Origin of the sequence: Vibrio owensii (genome assembly GCF_002021755.1) — a bacterium.
GTDB lineage: Bacteria > Pseudomonadota > Gammaproteobacteria > Enterobacterales > Vibrionaceae > Vibrio > Vibrio owensii.
In genome coordinates this window covers 2885668-2900498 of the sequence record NZ_CP019959.1, presented here as the reverse complement: position 1 = coordinate 2900498, position 14831 = coordinate 2885668, and the positions used below count along the sequence as shown (strand labels likewise).

13 protein-coding genes are annotated in these 14831 nt (G+C 45.3%); 7 read left to right on the top strand and 6 right to left on the bottom strand.

What is annotated here, in order from left to right; all coding sequences use genetic code 11:
• Window positions 1–288: 288 nt before the first annotated feature.
• Window positions 289–1209 carry a histone deacetylase family protein gene (locus A9237_RS13375; protein ID WP_078608352.1) on the bottom strand — a complete coding sequence of 307 codons (921 nt, stop codon included), beginning with the start codon at window positions 1207–1209 and terminating at the stop codon, window positions 289–291.
• 282 nt (window positions 1210–1491) lie between these two features.
• Here A9237_RS13375 and A9237_RS13370 point away from each other — a divergent pair, with 282 nt between their 5' ends.
• Together A9237_RS13370 and A9237_RS13365 are read left to right on the top strand one after the other, a co-directional pair.
• Window positions 1492–2181 (top strand): SDR family oxidoreductase, encoded by a 690-nt coding sequence (locus tag A9237_RS13370; RefSeq protein WP_078608351.1) that lies wholly within the window; start codon window positions 1492–1494, stop codon window positions 2179–2181.
• A gap of 150 nt (window positions 2182–2331) precedes the next feature.
• A complete protein-coding gene (locus A9237_RS13365; protein ID WP_009707305.1) occupies window positions 2332–2538 on the top strand; it encodes a hypothetical protein in 207 nt (68 codons plus the stop codon).
• Window positions 2539–2600: 62 nt separating this feature from the next.
• On the opposite strand, the gene A9237_RS13360 is transcribed toward A9237_RS13365, so the two are convergent.
• The 3 genes from A9237_RS13360 to A9237_RS13350 all read right to left on the bottom strand — a co-directional run bounded on the left by A9237_RS13360 (window position 2601) and on the right by A9237_RS13350 (window position 7404).
• Complete coding sequence (locus tag A9237_RS13360; RefSeq protein ID WP_078608350.1) at window positions 2601–4568, bottom strand: DNA topoisomerase III; 1968 nt, start codon at window positions 4566–4568, stop codon at window positions 2601–2603.
• A 102-nt stretch (window positions 4569–4670) separates the two neighbouring features.
• Complete coding sequence (locus A9237_RS13355; protein WP_041057986.1) at window positions 4671–5219, bottom strand: NAD(P)H nitroreductase; 549 nt, start codon at window positions 5217–5219, stop codon at window positions 4671–4673.
• A 172-nt stretch (window positions 5220–5391) separates the two neighbouring features.
• Window positions 5392–7404: an NADPH-dependent 2,4-dienoyl-CoA reductase gene (locus A9237_RS13350; RefSeq protein ID WP_167371682.1), complete on the bottom strand. Its 2013-nt coding sequence runs from the start codon at window positions 7402–7404 to the stop codon at window positions 5392–5394.
• A 226-nt stretch (window positions 7405–7630) separates the two neighbouring features.
• On the opposite strand from A9237_RS13350, the gene sppA reads away from it, so the two are divergent.
• Both sppA and ansA read left to right on the top strand, forming a co-directional pair.
• Window positions 7631–9481: a signal peptide peptidase SppA gene (sppA, locus tag A9237_RS13345; RefSeq protein WP_078608349.1), complete on the top strand. Its 1851-nt coding sequence runs from the start codon at window positions 7631–7633 to the stop codon at window positions 9479–9481.
• A gap of 113 nt (window positions 9482–9594) precedes the next feature.
• Window positions 9595–10608 carry an asparaginase gene (gene ansA / locus A9237_RS13340; RefSeq protein WP_005439732.1) on the top strand — a complete coding sequence of 338 codons (1014 nt, stop codon included), beginning with the start codon at window positions 9595–9597 and terminating at the stop codon, window positions 10606–10608.
• Between the two features lie 78 nt (window positions 10609–10686).
• On the opposite strand, the gene A9237_RS13335 is transcribed toward ansA, so the two are convergent.
• Window positions 10687–10971, bottom strand: a complete 285-nt coding sequence (locus tag A9237_RS13335) for a YeaC family protein (RefSeq protein ID WP_009707311.1) — start codon at window positions 10969–10971, stop codon at window positions 10687–10689.
• 101 nt (window positions 10972–11072) lie between these two features.
• Here A9237_RS13335 and A9237_RS13330 point away from each other — a divergent pair, with 101 nt between their 5' ends.
• On the top strand, window positions 11073–11894 hold the full coding sequence (locus A9237_RS13330; RefSeq protein ID WP_078608348.1) for a DUF2989 domain-containing protein: 822 nt from the start codon (window positions 11073–11075) through the stop codon (window positions 11892–11894).
• Between the two features lie 103 nt (window positions 11895–11997).
• Here the strand turns inward: A9237_RS13330 and msrB are convergent, their stop codons facing one another.
• A complete protein-coding gene (gene msrB, locus A9237_RS13325; protein ID WP_020195692.1) occupies window positions 11998–12411 on the bottom strand; it encodes a peptide-methionine (R)-S-oxide reductase MsrB in 414 nt (137 codons plus the stop codon).
• A gap of 334 nt (window positions 12412–12745) precedes the next feature.
• Between msrB and gap the strand changes: the two genes are divergently transcribed.
• Together gap and A9237_RS13315 are read left to right on the top strand one after the other, a co-directional pair.
• On the top strand, window positions 12746–13741 hold the full coding sequence (gap, locus tag A9237_RS13320; protein WP_005432905.1) for a type I glyceraldehyde-3-phosphate dehydrogenase: 996 nt from the start codon (window positions 12746–12748) through the stop codon (window positions 13739–13741).
• A 154-nt stretch (window positions 13742–13895) separates the two neighbouring features.
• Complete coding sequence (locus tag A9237_RS13315; protein ID WP_078608347.1) at window positions 13896–14780, top strand: D-hexose-6-phosphate mutarotase; 885 nt, start codon at window positions 13896–13898, stop codon at window positions 14778–14780.
• Window positions 14781–14831: the final 51 nt, after the last annotated feature.

The following is a 14831-nucleotide window of genomic DNA, read 5'->3' as shown; positions in this document are numbered from 1 at the left end:
AAAACTCAAAAACTTGAGACGTCACCTTACCAATCAAAAGGTTAGTTGCTGATTACATTTTTTATCAGGCGAATTGTAAGGTGTTTATAACTATCTAAATACCGCGAAGCCCCCTAATATTCGCCTCGGCATAAGGCAGGGGCATCGTCTTTCTGCATTAGCTAAATCCATCCATTTGTTGTTTTAGACAACGTCAAAGGCTAGGAAAATAAAATTGGGAAAGGATTCCCAGCCCTAAATGTTCATTCGAGAACTGAGTCCATTACCTCGATTTTCAACATTCTAGATTCAGTCTTTAAAAACGAATTCGGCAGCATTCAACAGCTGCATATGAATAGGCACCAAATCCGCGTGTTCACTTCGATAACCACCACCAACGACAGCCGCAACAGGAATACCTCTGTCTTTCATCAACTGCATTAAGAAACGGTCTCGCTCAAATATGCCCTCCGTCGACACGTTGAAGTAACCCAGTTCGTCGTCGACATGAATATCCACACCAGCGTCATATATCACCATGTCTGGACGATGCAAGTTAATCGCCATCTCGACGACCTCTTTAAACGTCATCAAATACGTTTCATCATTGGTATCACGACTCAAAGGGACGTCAAGATCAGAGTCTGGCTTTCTCGCCGGGAAGTTTTTATCGCAATGGAAAGACAAGGTGACAATGTCGGGTTCACTTTCACAAATCGTTGCCGTGCCATCGCCATGGTGGACATCACTATCGATGATCATCACTTTATCGACGTGTTCATGATCAAGCATGTGCTTAGCAGCAATCGCCAGATCGTTGAACAGACAAAAACCACTGCCAAAGTTTTTGTGCGCATGATGATAGCCACCGCTTAGGTGAATCGCGACACCATTCTCTAATGCCTTTTCTGCGGTCAGTACCGTTCCGGCGGTGGATGTCAGTGTCCGTGTTATCAACGCCTCACTCCAAGGAAACCCAATTCGACGCATTTTGGCCGCAGGCATAGCTCCCGTCACCAACAAGTCAACATACTCCCCATCATGCACGCGTTTAATATCATCCGTACTTAGAGGGCTTGGTTGGAAGAATTCAATTTGCCTTCCCCAATCTTCACTCGCGAGTTTCTCCATCACAGCTTGATAAAGATAGCGATATTTCATGATCGGATAACGGTGACCATTTGGTAGATCGAGTTGCGAGTAAATAGGGTGGTAAATCAGTGGCAGCATGAGACATTCTTTTCATAAAACGTTGTGAAATAGTACCAACTCCTTGAGTTGATTAAAAAGAAATTTAATTGATAATGATTTTCAATATCAATTAAATTTCTACCTGTTATGAATAAAACCTTATATACGATACTTGGCGCTTTCTTTGGTTCTTTCTGCGCGATATCTCTGTTCATGTCGATGATGTTAGGTGCATGGTGGTTAGTTGATTTTATCGCCCTTAACTAACACAATGGTTCTGTTTCCACTTAACCTCATTGAATCAGACAGATAGGTGTACTCATGAGTCAGACAGTCTTTATTACTGGTGCGAATCGCGGTATCGGCTTGAGTTTAACCGAGCTCTATTTGCAACAAGGCGCTCAAGTTCACGCGACAAGCCGTAACCTAGCAGACAGTAAAGAACTACACGCATTAGCATCGCGTTATAACACCTTGGTGCTACATGAATTAGACGTGACGGATTACCAAGGAGTCGCCCAACTCGCAAGCGAACTCCCAGCAATTGATCTGCTGATCAACAATGCCGGTTACTACGGGCCTAAAGGCTATGGTTTTGGTAACACCGATATCGAAGAGTGGCGACAAGTCTTCGAGATAAATACTATCGCTCCATTGAAGTTAGTAGAAAACTTTTATCCGCTGTTACAACAAGGCAAAGCGAAGAAAATTGCGTGTATATCCTCTAAAGTTGGCAGCATGACTGAAAACACCTCTGGTGGTGGTTACATCTATCGCTCTTCCAAAGCAGCGCTCAACTCTGTGGTTAAAAGTTTAAGTAACGACCTAACCGATGAGGGCTTCACAGTCTTGGCACTTCATCCGGGCTGGGTACGTACTGAAATGGGTGGGCCTAATGCCCTTATCGACACCCAAACGTCTGCTGATGGTTTAGCAAAAGTGATTGAGCAAAGCACGCAAGAAAATTCGGGGCAGTTTATTAACTATGATGGCACCGAACTTCCTTGGTAATAGTCAACTATCAATAAGTTAACGTAAGGCGACGAAAGGTTCTTATTTTCGTCGCCCATTCTCCACTTCTCCAATCTCAATACTTAACTTGAATTTCACCATTTCCTATCCAGACTTAGTGAGGTATTAACCCCGCTAAGGAGAGTAACCATGGCAGCAGATAAAGATCTGGTGAATTTCAGTGAAGATCATGAGCTCAATTACTGCTTAAGAAGTGCAGGTAAACGTCAAACTCAAGCGAATCGCGATACGCTGATCGACTTAGGACGACAAGTAAAACAGGATTTAGGTAAACGAGTGCTAACTCAAGATGACGTCAGAGGCGCAATCGACAAGAACGACAACTTGTTCGACTAGCCATGACCTTAATATGAGAAAGCGGCACTGGATGGTGCCGCTTGATTGTAAGTAAACATGAGTTATTTAGAGGATTTACGTTTGGTGGTCGTCGTTTTTGATGCACCAGATTTGTTGTAACTGCGCTTCTTACGCTTGAATGCTGGTCGCTCTACTTTAGGAAGATGACGCAGAGATTCCGGAATCGGACCTGATTTCACCTCGCCCATCAGCTCGTCTATGCGTTGTTCTAACGCTTGCATAAAAGGTTGATATGCTTGGTTTCTTTCTGCCATTCCTTGTAATTGGTGTTCCCAATGCGCAGTCATATCCGGGTACGTCGAGTCCATTGGCAAAGCGTGGATCAAGCCACGTCCTGCTGGTGAGCTCAAAATCGATTTCCCCTGACGAGTCAGCAATTGGCGTTTGAATAAAGTATCAAGAATGCCTGCCCTCGTCGCTTCAGTGCCCAGACCATCGGTTTCACGTAATATCTTCTTTAGTTCTTTATCTGCCACATAACGAGCGATACCCGTCATGGCTTGAAGCAATGTTGCCTCAGTAAAATGCTTCGGCGGCTCTGTTTTACGATCTTTGATTTCACCCTCACGGCAAGTCAGCACGGTGCCCTCTGCAAGTGGCGGCACAGCATCGATACCATCGTCTTCTTTGTCCGTTTTCCCCATCAACGCTTTCCAGCCCGGAGAAACAAGTTGGCGACCTTTAGCGATAAACGTACCACCAGCAATATCAAAGACGAGCTTCGCTTCCGCGTAAACTGCAGCTGGATAGAATTGCATTAAATATTGACGTGCAATGAGCTGATACACCTTCATCTCATTACCAGACAACGCATTCACATTCGCTTGTTTTGGTGTTGGAATGATTGCGTGGTGAGCATCGACTTTTTTGTCGTTCCACGCTTTAGACTTAATCGATAAGTCCGCACCTTGCACCGCGCTTTGTAGCTCTTTGGCATTGTTGGCAATAGCGGAAGTGACAGAACCCGCTTGTGAATAATGCTCCATCGGTAAGTAACGACAATCAGAACGTGGGTACGTGATCAGTTTGTGCTTCTCATACAACGCCTGACAAGTATCCAAAACCTGTTGGGCACTCATACCATAGCGTTTGGCAGCATCAATCTGCAAGGCTGATAATGAATAAGGAAGTGGTGCAGACTGCTTCGTTTGCTTTTGCTCGGATTCCGTAACTTTCGCAGGCTGGTTAGCAATGCGATTTGCTACGTTCTCGACGAGCTTTCGGTTAAGAACTCGACCTTCTTCATCTTGCCAAGGCTTACATGCCTCGCTTGGTTTCCAACGAGCGCGAATATCAAACGAACTATTTTGATCTTGATAAGGGATCAATGCATGCAGAGTGAAATAGTCTTTGGGTACAAAGTTTTCGATTTCTTCGTCGCGACGTACCACCAAACCAAGTACAGGGGTTTGAACTCGACCTACCGATAATACACCTTGGTAGCCTGCTTTTTGGCCCAGCAAAGTATAAGCGCGAGACATGTTCATTCCGTAAAGCCAATCAGCACGAGAACGTGCCAAAGCTGAAACAGAAAGAGGAATGAAATCACGATTGCTGCGCATAGAACTCAATGCACGCTTAACCGCGGGTAAGTTCAAGTCTGAAATGAGAAGTCGTTGCGTCGCTTCTTTCTTGGTTTTGGAGAGCTTACAGTAATCCAACACCTCATCCACCAACAATTGCCCCTCTCGATCCGGGTCGCCTGCATGGATAACTTCTGTCGCATCTTTAAGGAGTTTACGTATTACCGTGAGCTGTTTACTGGCACTTTTTCTCGGTCTTAACTGCCATTGTTGGGGAATAATCGGCAAGTCAGCTATATTCCATTTTTTATAGCGTTCATCGTAGGCATCGGGCTCAACTTGCTCTAACAAGTGACCAATACACCAAGTCACGACGTCACCATTACCACAACGGATAAAGCCTTGATCTTTCTTTTGAGGGTTTGGTAGTGCAGCCGCAATCGCGCGACCTAGACTTGGTTTTTCAGCAATAAACAGACGAGACATAAGGTTTTGGAAATCATAATAATTAGGGCCACATTATCTAATGTAGCCCTAACAAATCAAGAAAAACTGTACAGATGAACAGTTATAACGTCACTTTATAGCTTACTGAAACTCAACAAACTGAGACAGGTCACGCTCTGGCACTTTCATTGGGGTGCAGCCGGGTGTACCAAGATATAAGAATCCTACGATTTGATCTTCGCCTTCAAGGCCAAAAGCTTGATGCACTTCAGGATGGAACATCCACTTACCCGAGCGCCAGAAACCTTGGAAACCTTGTGCTACCGCTGCCATTTGCATCGCTTGTGCCGCGCAGCCTGCTGACAAATATTGCTCGAATGCAGGGACTTTCTCATGTTCTGTCACTTTCGCAATCACCGTGATGACCATTGGCGCACGAAACGGGGCGTTTTTTACTTTTTCAACGACCGCATCTTCACTGTTTTCTGCTTCAGCGGCTTTAACTAGAATGTCCGACAGTTTCTTTAAGCCATCGCCTTGAGCAATCACAAAGCGCCAAGGGGTTAAACCCGCATGATCAGGCGCACGCAGACCTGCACGAATAATATTCTCCAACGCTTTACCTTCTGGCGCAGGCTCAGACAACTTGGCAATAGAACGACGGTTGAGCAAAAGATCGAGAGCTTCCATGAGCAAGTCCTTATTTGATTGAATTATTATTTTTTACGCAGCTCACTTTAGCATAATCCAAACTTTCGAATAACAACCTGTTTTCTAGGGATTTAGAACAAAAAAAGCTGCGCACTTGGCGCAGCGATAAAAGGTTAAGAACGAATGAAAAAACTATTTTTGAGGTTACGTTTTAGAGTTTCACAGCAAGTTTGACGCCTTGGCGAATGGCACGAACCGCATCGAGCTCACCCGCATGATCTGCGCCACCAATAATGTGTAGCTTCTCGCCCAGCTCATGCCACTTGTCTTCAAACGGGCGAACCGATTCTTGCCCTGCACAAATCACCACTTTATCCGCTTCTAGCAGCTCTTCTTTGCCATTTACATGAATGTGTAAGCCAGCATCATCAATCTTGTCGTACGACACCCCACCGTAGAGGTGAACACCACGTTTCTCTAGCGTACGTTTATGAATCCAACCTGTGGTTTTGCCCGGCCCTTTACCAACACGCCCTTTACGACGTTGAAGCACCCATACTTCTTTATCGCTCACTGCGTCAGGATAAGGATACAGACCGCCCGGTTGAGACATCTCTTTATCAATGCCCCACTCATGCAGCCAATCATCTAATGTTTGACCCACCGGCTCGGTGATCATGGTCGCCACGTCAACACCAATACCACCAGCCCCAACAATCGCAACTTTCTCACCAACAGGCGTTTTATCTCGAATCAGTGTTTGGTAGTCGATCACTTTCTCTGGGTTATCGATACCATCAATTTTCACCTTGCGAGGTTCAACACCCGATGCCATGACGACTTCATCGTATTCGGTCAGCAAGTCGTAATTGGCTTCTGTCTCTAGGTGAAGATTCACTCCCGTCTCTTCAATGCGGTTCGCAAAATAACGAATGGTTTCACGGAACTCTTCTTTGCCCGGGATCTGCATCGCTAAACGGAACTGACCGCCAATGCGATCGTTCTTCTCAAAAAGATCCACTTTGTGCCCACGTTCTGCCAGCGTCGTCGCACAAGCCAAACCAGCAGGTCCGGCACCAACTACCGCAATGTTCTTCTTCTTGAATGCCTCTTCAACAACAATTTCCGTCTCGTAACACGCCAGCGGGTTAACTAGACAACTCGCTCTTTTACCTTTGAACACATTGTCCAAGCATGCTTGGTTACAGCCAATACAAGTGTTGATCAGTTGAGATTTCTCTTGCTCCGCTTTCGCAACAAAATAAGGGTCAGCTAGGAATGGACGCGCCATCGAAACCATATCGGCATGGCCAGAAGAAAGAATTCGCTCGGCTTCATCTGGGGTATTGATACGGTTACAAGTAATGATTGGCACTGAGACGTGAGGTTTAACTTTTTCTGTCACCCAAGTAAATGCGCCACGAGGAACCTGAGTTGCAATGGTCGGAATGCGCGCTTCGTGCCAGCCGATACCAGTGTTGATGATGGTGACACCGGACTCCTCTAGCGCTTTTGCCAGTTCAATCACATCTTCAAACGTACTGCCCTGCTCGACCAGATCGAGCATGGAAAGACGGAAGATAATAATGAATTTTTCACCGACCGCTTTACGCACAGCTTTAACGATTTCAACCGGGAAGCGCATGCGCTTTTTATAACTGCCACCCCAGTCGTCGTAACGCATGTTGGTGCGTTTACATAAGAATTGGTTAATCAAATAACCTTCAGAGCCCATCAGCTCGACACCATCATAGCCCGCTAGCTGAGCCAGCTCGGCACTATTAGCGAAAGCTTCGATGGTCTTTTTGATTTGGCGCTCGCTCATTTCGCTTGGTGCAAATTTGGCGATAGGCGCTTTCATTCCCGAAGCACTCTGCGCGAATGGGTGCATCGCGTAGCGTCCGGCATGGAGAATTTGTAGGGCTATTTTGCCGCCGTGTTTGTGCACCGCCTCAGTGACAATCTTATGTGCTTTGGCGTGTTTTGGCTTACTGAATTCTGCACTCAAAGGATGTAATCGGCCACGTAGGTTTGGTGAGAAACCGCCCGTCACGATTAGACCTACACCGCCTTTGGCACGTTCTTCATAAAACGCCGCAAGCTTTTGTAGTCCTTCTTTGTGCTCTTCTAGACCAGTGTGCATTGATCCCATCAGGACGCGGTTTCGTAGCTGTGTAAAACCTAAGTCCAATGGCTTTAACAAATTTGGGTACATGGCAGACATCACTAAACATCCATTTTTATTGTTGTGGTCTGACCACAGTACGCCGCAAAAACCAAAAAATCAAACAAGCGTTTACATTTTTGCAACACAAGTCAATCTCACGTTAAAGTATGCCAATTGTTGAATTGCCGTGATAAGCTAAAAAAATTGTTATCTTTTGAGATCTTAGAGATAAGAACCCATACTTTGTAAGATTAGGGAATGACTATCTCGTTATGGAGACAAGATGAAAAAACTCTTCAAATTTATTGGTCTGATATTCAAGGGGATATGGAAAGCCATCACCTTTGTCAGACTCGCGCTGATGAATCTGATCTTCTTAGTGATGATTGCCGTCTTCTACTTTGCCTTTACATACACTGGTGAAGGTCAGCCTACCGTCGATAAAGAATCGGCACTTGTAATGAACCTATCTGGCCCTATCGTAGAACAGCGACGTTATGTCAATCCTATGGATTCGGTAGCTGGCTCTATTCTGGGTAACGAAATCCCGAAAGAGAACGTGCTGTTCGACATCGTAGATACTATCCGTTACGCGAAAGATGACCCGAAAGTATCGGGGTTGGTTCTAGCGCTTCGCGATATGCCAGAAACTAACCTGACGAAACTTCGTTACATTGCAAAAGCACTGAATGAGTTCAAAACCTCAGGCAAGCCTGTGTACTCGGTCGGTGATTTCTACAACCAAAGTCAGTACTACCTTGCAAGCTATGCAGATAAAGTCTTCCTAGCACCAGACGGTGGCGTATTGATTAAGGGCTACAGCTCTTACTCTATGTACTACAAAACCTTGTTAGAGAAGTTAGACGTATCGACTCACGTATTCCGAGTAGGTACTTACAAGTCAGCAATTGAACCATTCATCCGCGACGACATGTCGGGTGCAGCAAAAGAGTCAGCAACGCGCTGGATCACTCAACTTTGGAGTGCGTTCGTTGATGACGTCGCAACCAACCGCAACATCGACGCCAAAGTACTCAATCCGACTATGGATGAATTGCTTGCAGAGATGAAATCGGTAGATGGTGACCTAGCACAACTGGCAGTAAAAATGGGCCTAGTCGACGAACTGGCTACTCGCCAAGACGTACGTAAGCTATTTGCCAAAGAGTTTGGTAGCGATGGTAAAGACAGCTACAACGCGATTGGTTACTACGACTACCTAGCGACCATGCGCCCTAATCTCACACCGTCAGAGAACGACATTGCAGTAGTCGTCGCAAGCGGCACAATCATGGATGGTCAACAACCACGCGGCACTGTGGGCGGCGACACGGTAGCAACCCTACTTCGTCAAGCGCGCAATGACGACAAAGTGAAAGCGGTTGTACTTCGTGTTGATAGCCCTGGTGGTAGCGCGTTTGCCTCTGAAGTCATTCGCAATGAAGTAGAAGCGCTGAAAGAAGCAGGTAAACCTGTCGTGGTTTCAATGTCGAGTCTTGCAGCGTCTGGTGGTTACTGGATCTCCATGAGTGCAGATAAGATCGTTGCTCAACCAACGACTCTGACAGGTTCGATTGGTATCTTCAGCGTTATCACAACGTTCGAGAAAGGTTTCAACAAACTTGGCATCAGCACTGACGGCGTTGGCACGTCTCCATTCTCTGGTGATGGCATCACGACAGGTCTTTCTACTGGCGCTTCTGAGGCGTTCCAGTTGGGTATTGAGCACGGCTACAAACGCTTTATTTCTCTGGTTGGTTCAAACCGAGATATGTCATTAGACGAAGTCGATAAAGTGGCACAAGGTCGCGTTTGGACAGGCCAAGATGCACTGTCTTTCGGTCTAGTAGACCAAATGGGTGACTTCGATGATGCTGTGAAACTGGCAGCGAAACTTGCTGAAGTTGAAAACTACGAAATCTACTGGGTTGAAGAGCCTCTTTCACCAACTGAGCAATTCATTCAAGAATTCATGAATCAGGTGAAAGTGTCTTTGAGCATCGATGCAACGAGCTTTCTTCCAAAGAGCCTTCAGCCAGTAGCGCAACAGTTTGAGCAAGACGCGAGCATGATGCAAAGCTTCAACGATCCAAAAGGTCAGTACGCCTTCTGTTTGAACTGCGAAGTGCAATAGCTTTCCTAGCTTAGCCAAAAAGGGGCATCTCTGTGCGAGATGCCCCTTTTTATTAGGTGTCATTTCGCTATAATCCCCGCCACTGTTCCCCCTACATGAAATAAAGTAGAACGATGACTAGAAAACACATCTACATCGCTTACACCGGTGGCACCATCGGTATGCAAAAATCGGATCACGGCTACGTGCCTGTGGCTGGCTTTATGGAAAAACAACTAGCCAGTATGCCCGAGTTCCACCGCCCAGAAATGCCGGAATACACCATTCATGAGTACGAGCCTCTGATCGACTCATCTGATATGACACCGGCAGACTGGCAGCAAATCGCAGACGACATCCGTGATAACTACGAGAAATACGATGGCTTTGTGATTCTGCATGGTACTGACACCATGGCATACACAGCTTCTGCTTTGTCTTTCATGTTGGAAAACCTAGGTAAGCCAGTAATCGTAACAGGCTCACAAATTCCTCTAGCAGAACTGCGCTCAGACGGCCAAGCAAACCTGCTGAATGCACTGCATATTGCGGCAAACTACCCTATCAACGAAGTGACGTTGTTCTTCAACAATCAGTTGATGCGCGGTAACCGCAGCACTAAGTCTCATGCAGATGGTTTTAATGCCTTTACTTCACCAAACCTTCCACCACTATTGGAAGCGGGTATCAACATCCAAATCAGCAACAACATTGCTGTCGGTGAGCAACCAGAAGGTGAGTTCAAAGTACATAACATCACACCTCAACCTATCGGTGTGATCACCATGTATCCGGGCATTTCACACGAAGTCATTCGCAATACACTTCGTCAGCCAGTTAACGCAATGATTCTGCTGACTTTTGGTGTGGGTAATGCCCCTCAAAATCCAGAGCTACTTGGTCACCTAAAAGAAGCTTCTGAACGTGGCGTTATTGTCGTGAACCTAACTCAGTGTTTGGCTGGTAAAGTTAACATGGGCGGTTACGCAACAGGCTGTGCTCTGGCTGATTCCGGCGTAATCAGCGGTTTTGATATGACACCAGAAGCGGCACTAGCAAAACTTCACTACCTTCTGAGCCAAGATTTGTCTTACGAAGAAATTAAGCAAAAGATGCAAGAAGTGTTGCGTGGCGAAATGAGCCTGTAAACGGTTCTCTTCAACATCCGAATACGAAAAAGCCCAATATACAAAATTGGGCTTTTTGCTTTGAAAGAGGTGTGCTGTTTAGTTCAAGTTCGGATTCACTCGAACGATGTCTTGCTCTTCTCCACTGAATTGTTTCTTCAATTCTTGCTTAGATTTAAAGCTGATTTCACCACCAGCGGCGACCGTCATGTGTTGCGCCTCGGTGTTATGTTTTGATTGATACAACATCACAGCTTGCATACATGAGTCTCGCTGCTCTTGGGAAAGTGGTGTACCCTCAGGCCATCTTCCTGTCTCTACTGCGTAAACCAATCGCTCATAGACTTCTGGAGTTATCGCATTTAATAATTGTTCTGCGTCCATAATGTACCTTCTTATTACATTCTATTTACAGAACATAACGGTATAGAAAGCAGAGTCAAGAGCTCGAAAATGAATTGGTGTAACGGATCACAAGCAAAACCATGAAACGAACATACTGGTTACTCGCAGGCCTTGCCAGCCTGACATTAACAGGTTGCTTCGAAGGCAACGTCACCACTGAAGAATTGTGCCAAAAGAATCCACAGCTTCGCTGTGAAAACTTAAATATGGACGATGGTCAATGTCGCATACCTCGTACCAATTTGGTTTGGCATCGCTTTGAGCTACTCAAAGATCCATCAGAAGCCAATCAAGTCATCGAATACGGGTTAGTTGCTGAGTATCGCAAATGTTTAGAACTCGCGTCACAGATCACTCCGATTGATCAAAGCGCGCTAAAACGTAAAAGATTTGATGCCTTGGTGCACAGCATTGATGAGCTGGATCGTATCGTCAATAACTTAAAAGGCTCTAACGACCCAGCAACACTTTACTTCTTGTGGTCTCAAACGGGTGACGACCAAGCACGTCGTCAGTTTTTACAAATGGAAGGCAAACCAGAGCTCAATACCGCAGAAATGCAGTACGCACTCGCCACCTTCTATACCAACCGCGATCCACAAAAGACATTAACATTACTTCATAATTCGCTATCGATGTCGAACGAAGACAACTTAAAACCAGAAATTTTGAAGTCATTGGCCAGCATTAACCAAGGTCTAGGTAATAAAGAGCAGGCTTACTTATGGGCCATGGTTGCAAAGCGCTACGATGTCCCACTTGCTGACGAGCAACAATTGCAGCGCATGTTTAACTTTGCCAACCCAGAGAAATATGAACAATTAGATGATTTGGCTAAATCTATATCTAAGGCAATAGATAAAGGGAATTATTCACCAAGGATGATCCCTAGCGATTTATAAAATAAAAAACTCCCGTTCATGTCGGGAGTTTTTTATTTCTACAGTAACGGTTCAGTATTTTATTAATTGAAAGGATGAAACATTCTTTCAACCAAAACTGGCGTTATTGATCGGATTTGTTGAAAATTAACGACACCGAGTTGACACAAAAACGCTCACCCGTTGTTTGCGGTCCATCTTCAAAAACGTGACCTAAATGGCTGTCACAAGTGGCACATCGAATCTCAGTTCGGACCATTCCGTGACTCAAATCCTTAAGATAACGCACCGCAGAGTCGTTAATCGGGGCATCGAAACTCGGCCAACCACAGCCAGAGTCATACTTGTTATCAGAGACAAATAGAGGGGTGTTGCAACAGGTACAGGCATACACACCTGTCTCTTTATTATGAAGCAGTTTACCGGAGAACGGAGGCTCTGTGCCTTGCTCGCGACAGACGCGAAACTCTTCCTCAGAGAGCTGCTCGCGCCACTGTTCATCGGACTTCGTTACTTTTCTTCCGCTTTGTTCTACCAATTTCTGTTCCTTATTTCTTATTTTTGGCAATGACTTTTTTAGCAAAAAACTTGCTTCTCGTAACAGTTGTAGCACATACTTTCTCACCAGGACACCATGTGTAATTAATTTGATACGAGTTCTTATCTCGAAAGTTATATTACGCCAACTGGAATGTAGAATAACCAGTTAAAAGTTTAAAAAACGAGCATTTGCGAAGAATTGTTAAAAAAAGCGTCGCTTTTTTTTGACTTTAAACAAGTTAAGTCCGATTATCTGTTGCAGATGTTTACTGGATTTTGTAATTTTACTACCAGTTATCTTTAATCAGAAATTAAGTTGTGGAGCAACTATAATGACTATCAAAGTAGGTATTAACGGTTTTGGCCGTATCGGTCGTTTCGTATTCCGTGCAGCGCAAGAGCGCAACGACATCGAAGTTGTAGGTATTAACGACCTTATCGACGTAGATTACATGGCATACATGCTTAAGTACGACTCAACTCACGGCCGTTTCAACGGTACTGTTGAAGTTGAAGGCGGTAACCTAATCGTTAACGGTAAAACTGTACGTGTAACTGCAGAGCGCAACCCAGAAGACCTAAAATGGGATGCTATCGACGTTGACGTAGTAGCTGAAGCAACTGGTCTTTTCCTAACTGACGAGACTGCACGTAAGCACATCACTGCTGGTGCGAAGAAAGTTGTTCTAACTGGTCCTTCAAAAGACGCTACTCCAATGTTCGTAATGGGCGTTAACCACGCTACTTACGCTGGTCAAGACATCGTTTCTAACGCTTCTTGTACTACTAACTGTCTAGCGCCTATCGCTAAAGTTCTTAACGACAAGTTCGGTATCGAATCTGGTCTTATGACTACAGTTCACGCTACTACAGCAACTCAAAAAACTGTAGACGGTCCTTCTGCTAAAGACTGGCGCGGTGGTCGTGGTGCTTCTCAAAACATCATCCCATCATCAACTGGTGCTGCTAAAGCTGTAGGCGTTGTTCTTCCTGAACTAAACGGCAAACTAACTGGTATGGCTTTCCGCGTACCAACAGCTAACGTTTCTGTAGTTGACCTAACAGTTAACCTAAAAGAAGGCGCATCTTACGAAGCTATCTGTGCAGCAATGAAAGAAGCTTCTGAAGGCGAACTAGCTGGCGTACTAGGCTACACTGAAGACCAAGTTGTTTCTCAAGACTTCATCGGTGAAGTTCAAACTTCAGTATTCGATGCTAAAGCTGGTATCGCTCTAACTGATAACTTCGTTAAAGTTGTATCTTGGTACGACAACGAAATCGGTTACTCAAACAAAGTTCTAGACCTAATCGCTCACATTTCTAAGTAATTAGACAGTTAGCAATTAGCGAATAACTTCGTTAAAGAAAAGGCGGCTCTAGAGTCGCCTTTTTTGTATCTGGAATTTGAGAGAATATAAAATCGATATAACATCTGTTCTGCAAGTATCGACAACGCTCTCCCCCAGCTATAGGAAATAACACATGGATTTAAAAACTCTCCCAGCACTCACTGTGTTATCTGACAATGTCACTATCGTTGAAGTTGATCAGGTTAAAGTCGTTCGCGTTATTCATGAGAAAGCAACGGCAGGTATCGCGCTACACGGTGGTCATGTCGTGTCGTTCACACCAGCAGGCCAAGAAGACCTAATCTGGATGAGCGAAAAAGCAATCTTTGATGGCAAAGCGGCACTTCGTGGTGGTATTCCTGTTTGTTGGCCTTGGTTTGGCCGCATTGCAGCGCCAGCTCATGGTTTTGCGCGCACAGCAGAATGGGAATTGGTTGAACACCGTGAGAACGACAATGGCGTGATCGTTGAACTTGCTCTCTTCCCAACCGAAGAAACTCACGACATCTGGCCACATATGTTTGATGCTCGTCTTGTTGTTGAAATCAGCGACGAGCTAAAGGTGACATTGAAAGTCACCAACATTGATGATGCAGAGTGGACATTCTCAGGTGCACTACACACATATCTAAACGTTGGTGATATCAAACAAGCACAAACGACGGGAATGGGCCCTGAATACATCGATAGCCTAAAAGAAGGTGAAATCTGCCAAGGTGGTGACGTCCTTCAACTAACTGATACTATCGACCGTGTTTACACTCAGCCAGAAGCGAAAATCTTGGTGAAAGACCCAGTGTTAGATCGCACGTTGAGCGTTGAAAACCAAGGCCATAACTCAGCAGTGTTGTGGAACCCTTGGGCACAAGGCGCACAAGGCATGGGGGACATGGCAGACAACGGCTACGAAACCATGATGTGTGTTGAGTCGACAGTGCATGCACCAAGTATTGAGCAAGGCAAGACGTTACAGCCAGGTGAGACACATGAACTTATCACTGTAATTTCAGCGCAGTAATCCAGTTTAAAGGCCGGTTCACCCGGCCTTTTTTACATTTCCAAAGCACAA

Bases quoted from the DNA above. Each gene is read 5' to 3' on its own strand.
- A9237_RS13315 (WP_078608347.1), top strand. From the start codon at position 13,896: ATGGATTTAAAAACTCTCCCAGCACTCACTGTGTTATCTGACAATGTC.
- gap (WP_005432905.1), top strand. From the start codon at position 12,746: ATGACTATCAAAGTAGGTATTAACGGTTTTGGCCGTATCGGTCGTTTC.
- A9237_RS13330 (WP_078608348.1), top strand. From the start codon at position 11,073: ATGAAACGAACATACTGGTTACTCGCAGGCCTTGCCAGCCTGACATTA.
- A9237_RS13335 (WP_009707311.1), bottom strand. From the start codon at position 10,971: ATGGACGCAGAACAATTATTAAATGCGATAACTCCAGAAGTCTATGAG.
- A9237_RS13355 (WP_041057986.1), bottom strand. From the start codon at position 5,219: ATGGAAGCTCTCGATCTTTTGCTCAACCGTCGTTCTATTGCCAAGTTG.
- A9237_RS13375 (WP_078608352.1), bottom strand. From the start codon at position 1,209: ATGCTGCCACTGATTTACCACCCTATTTACTCGCAACTCGATCTACCA.
- A9237_RS13365 (WP_009707305.1), top strand. From the start codon at position 2,332: ATGGCAGCAGATAAAGATCTGGTGAATTTCAGTGAAGATCATGAGCTC.
- A9237_RS13350 (WP_167371682.1), bottom strand. From the start codon at position 7,404: ATGTCTGCCATGTACCCAAATTTGTTAAAGCCATTGGACTTAGGTTTT.
- ansA (WP_005439732.1), top strand. From the start codon at position 9,595: ATGACTAGAAAACACATCTACATCGCTTACACCGGTGGCACCATCGGT.
- sppA (WP_078608349.1), top strand. From the start codon at position 7,631: ATGAAAAAACTCTTCAAATTTATTGGTCTGATATTCAAGGGGATATGG.
- A9237_RS13360 (WP_078608350.1), bottom strand. From the start codon at position 4,568: ATGTCTCGTCTGTTTATTGCTGAAAAACCAAGTCTAGGTCGCGCGATT.
- A9237_RS13370 (WP_078608351.1), top strand. From the start codon at position 1,492: ATGAGTCAGACAGTCTTTATTACTGGTGCGAATCGCGGTATCGGCTTG.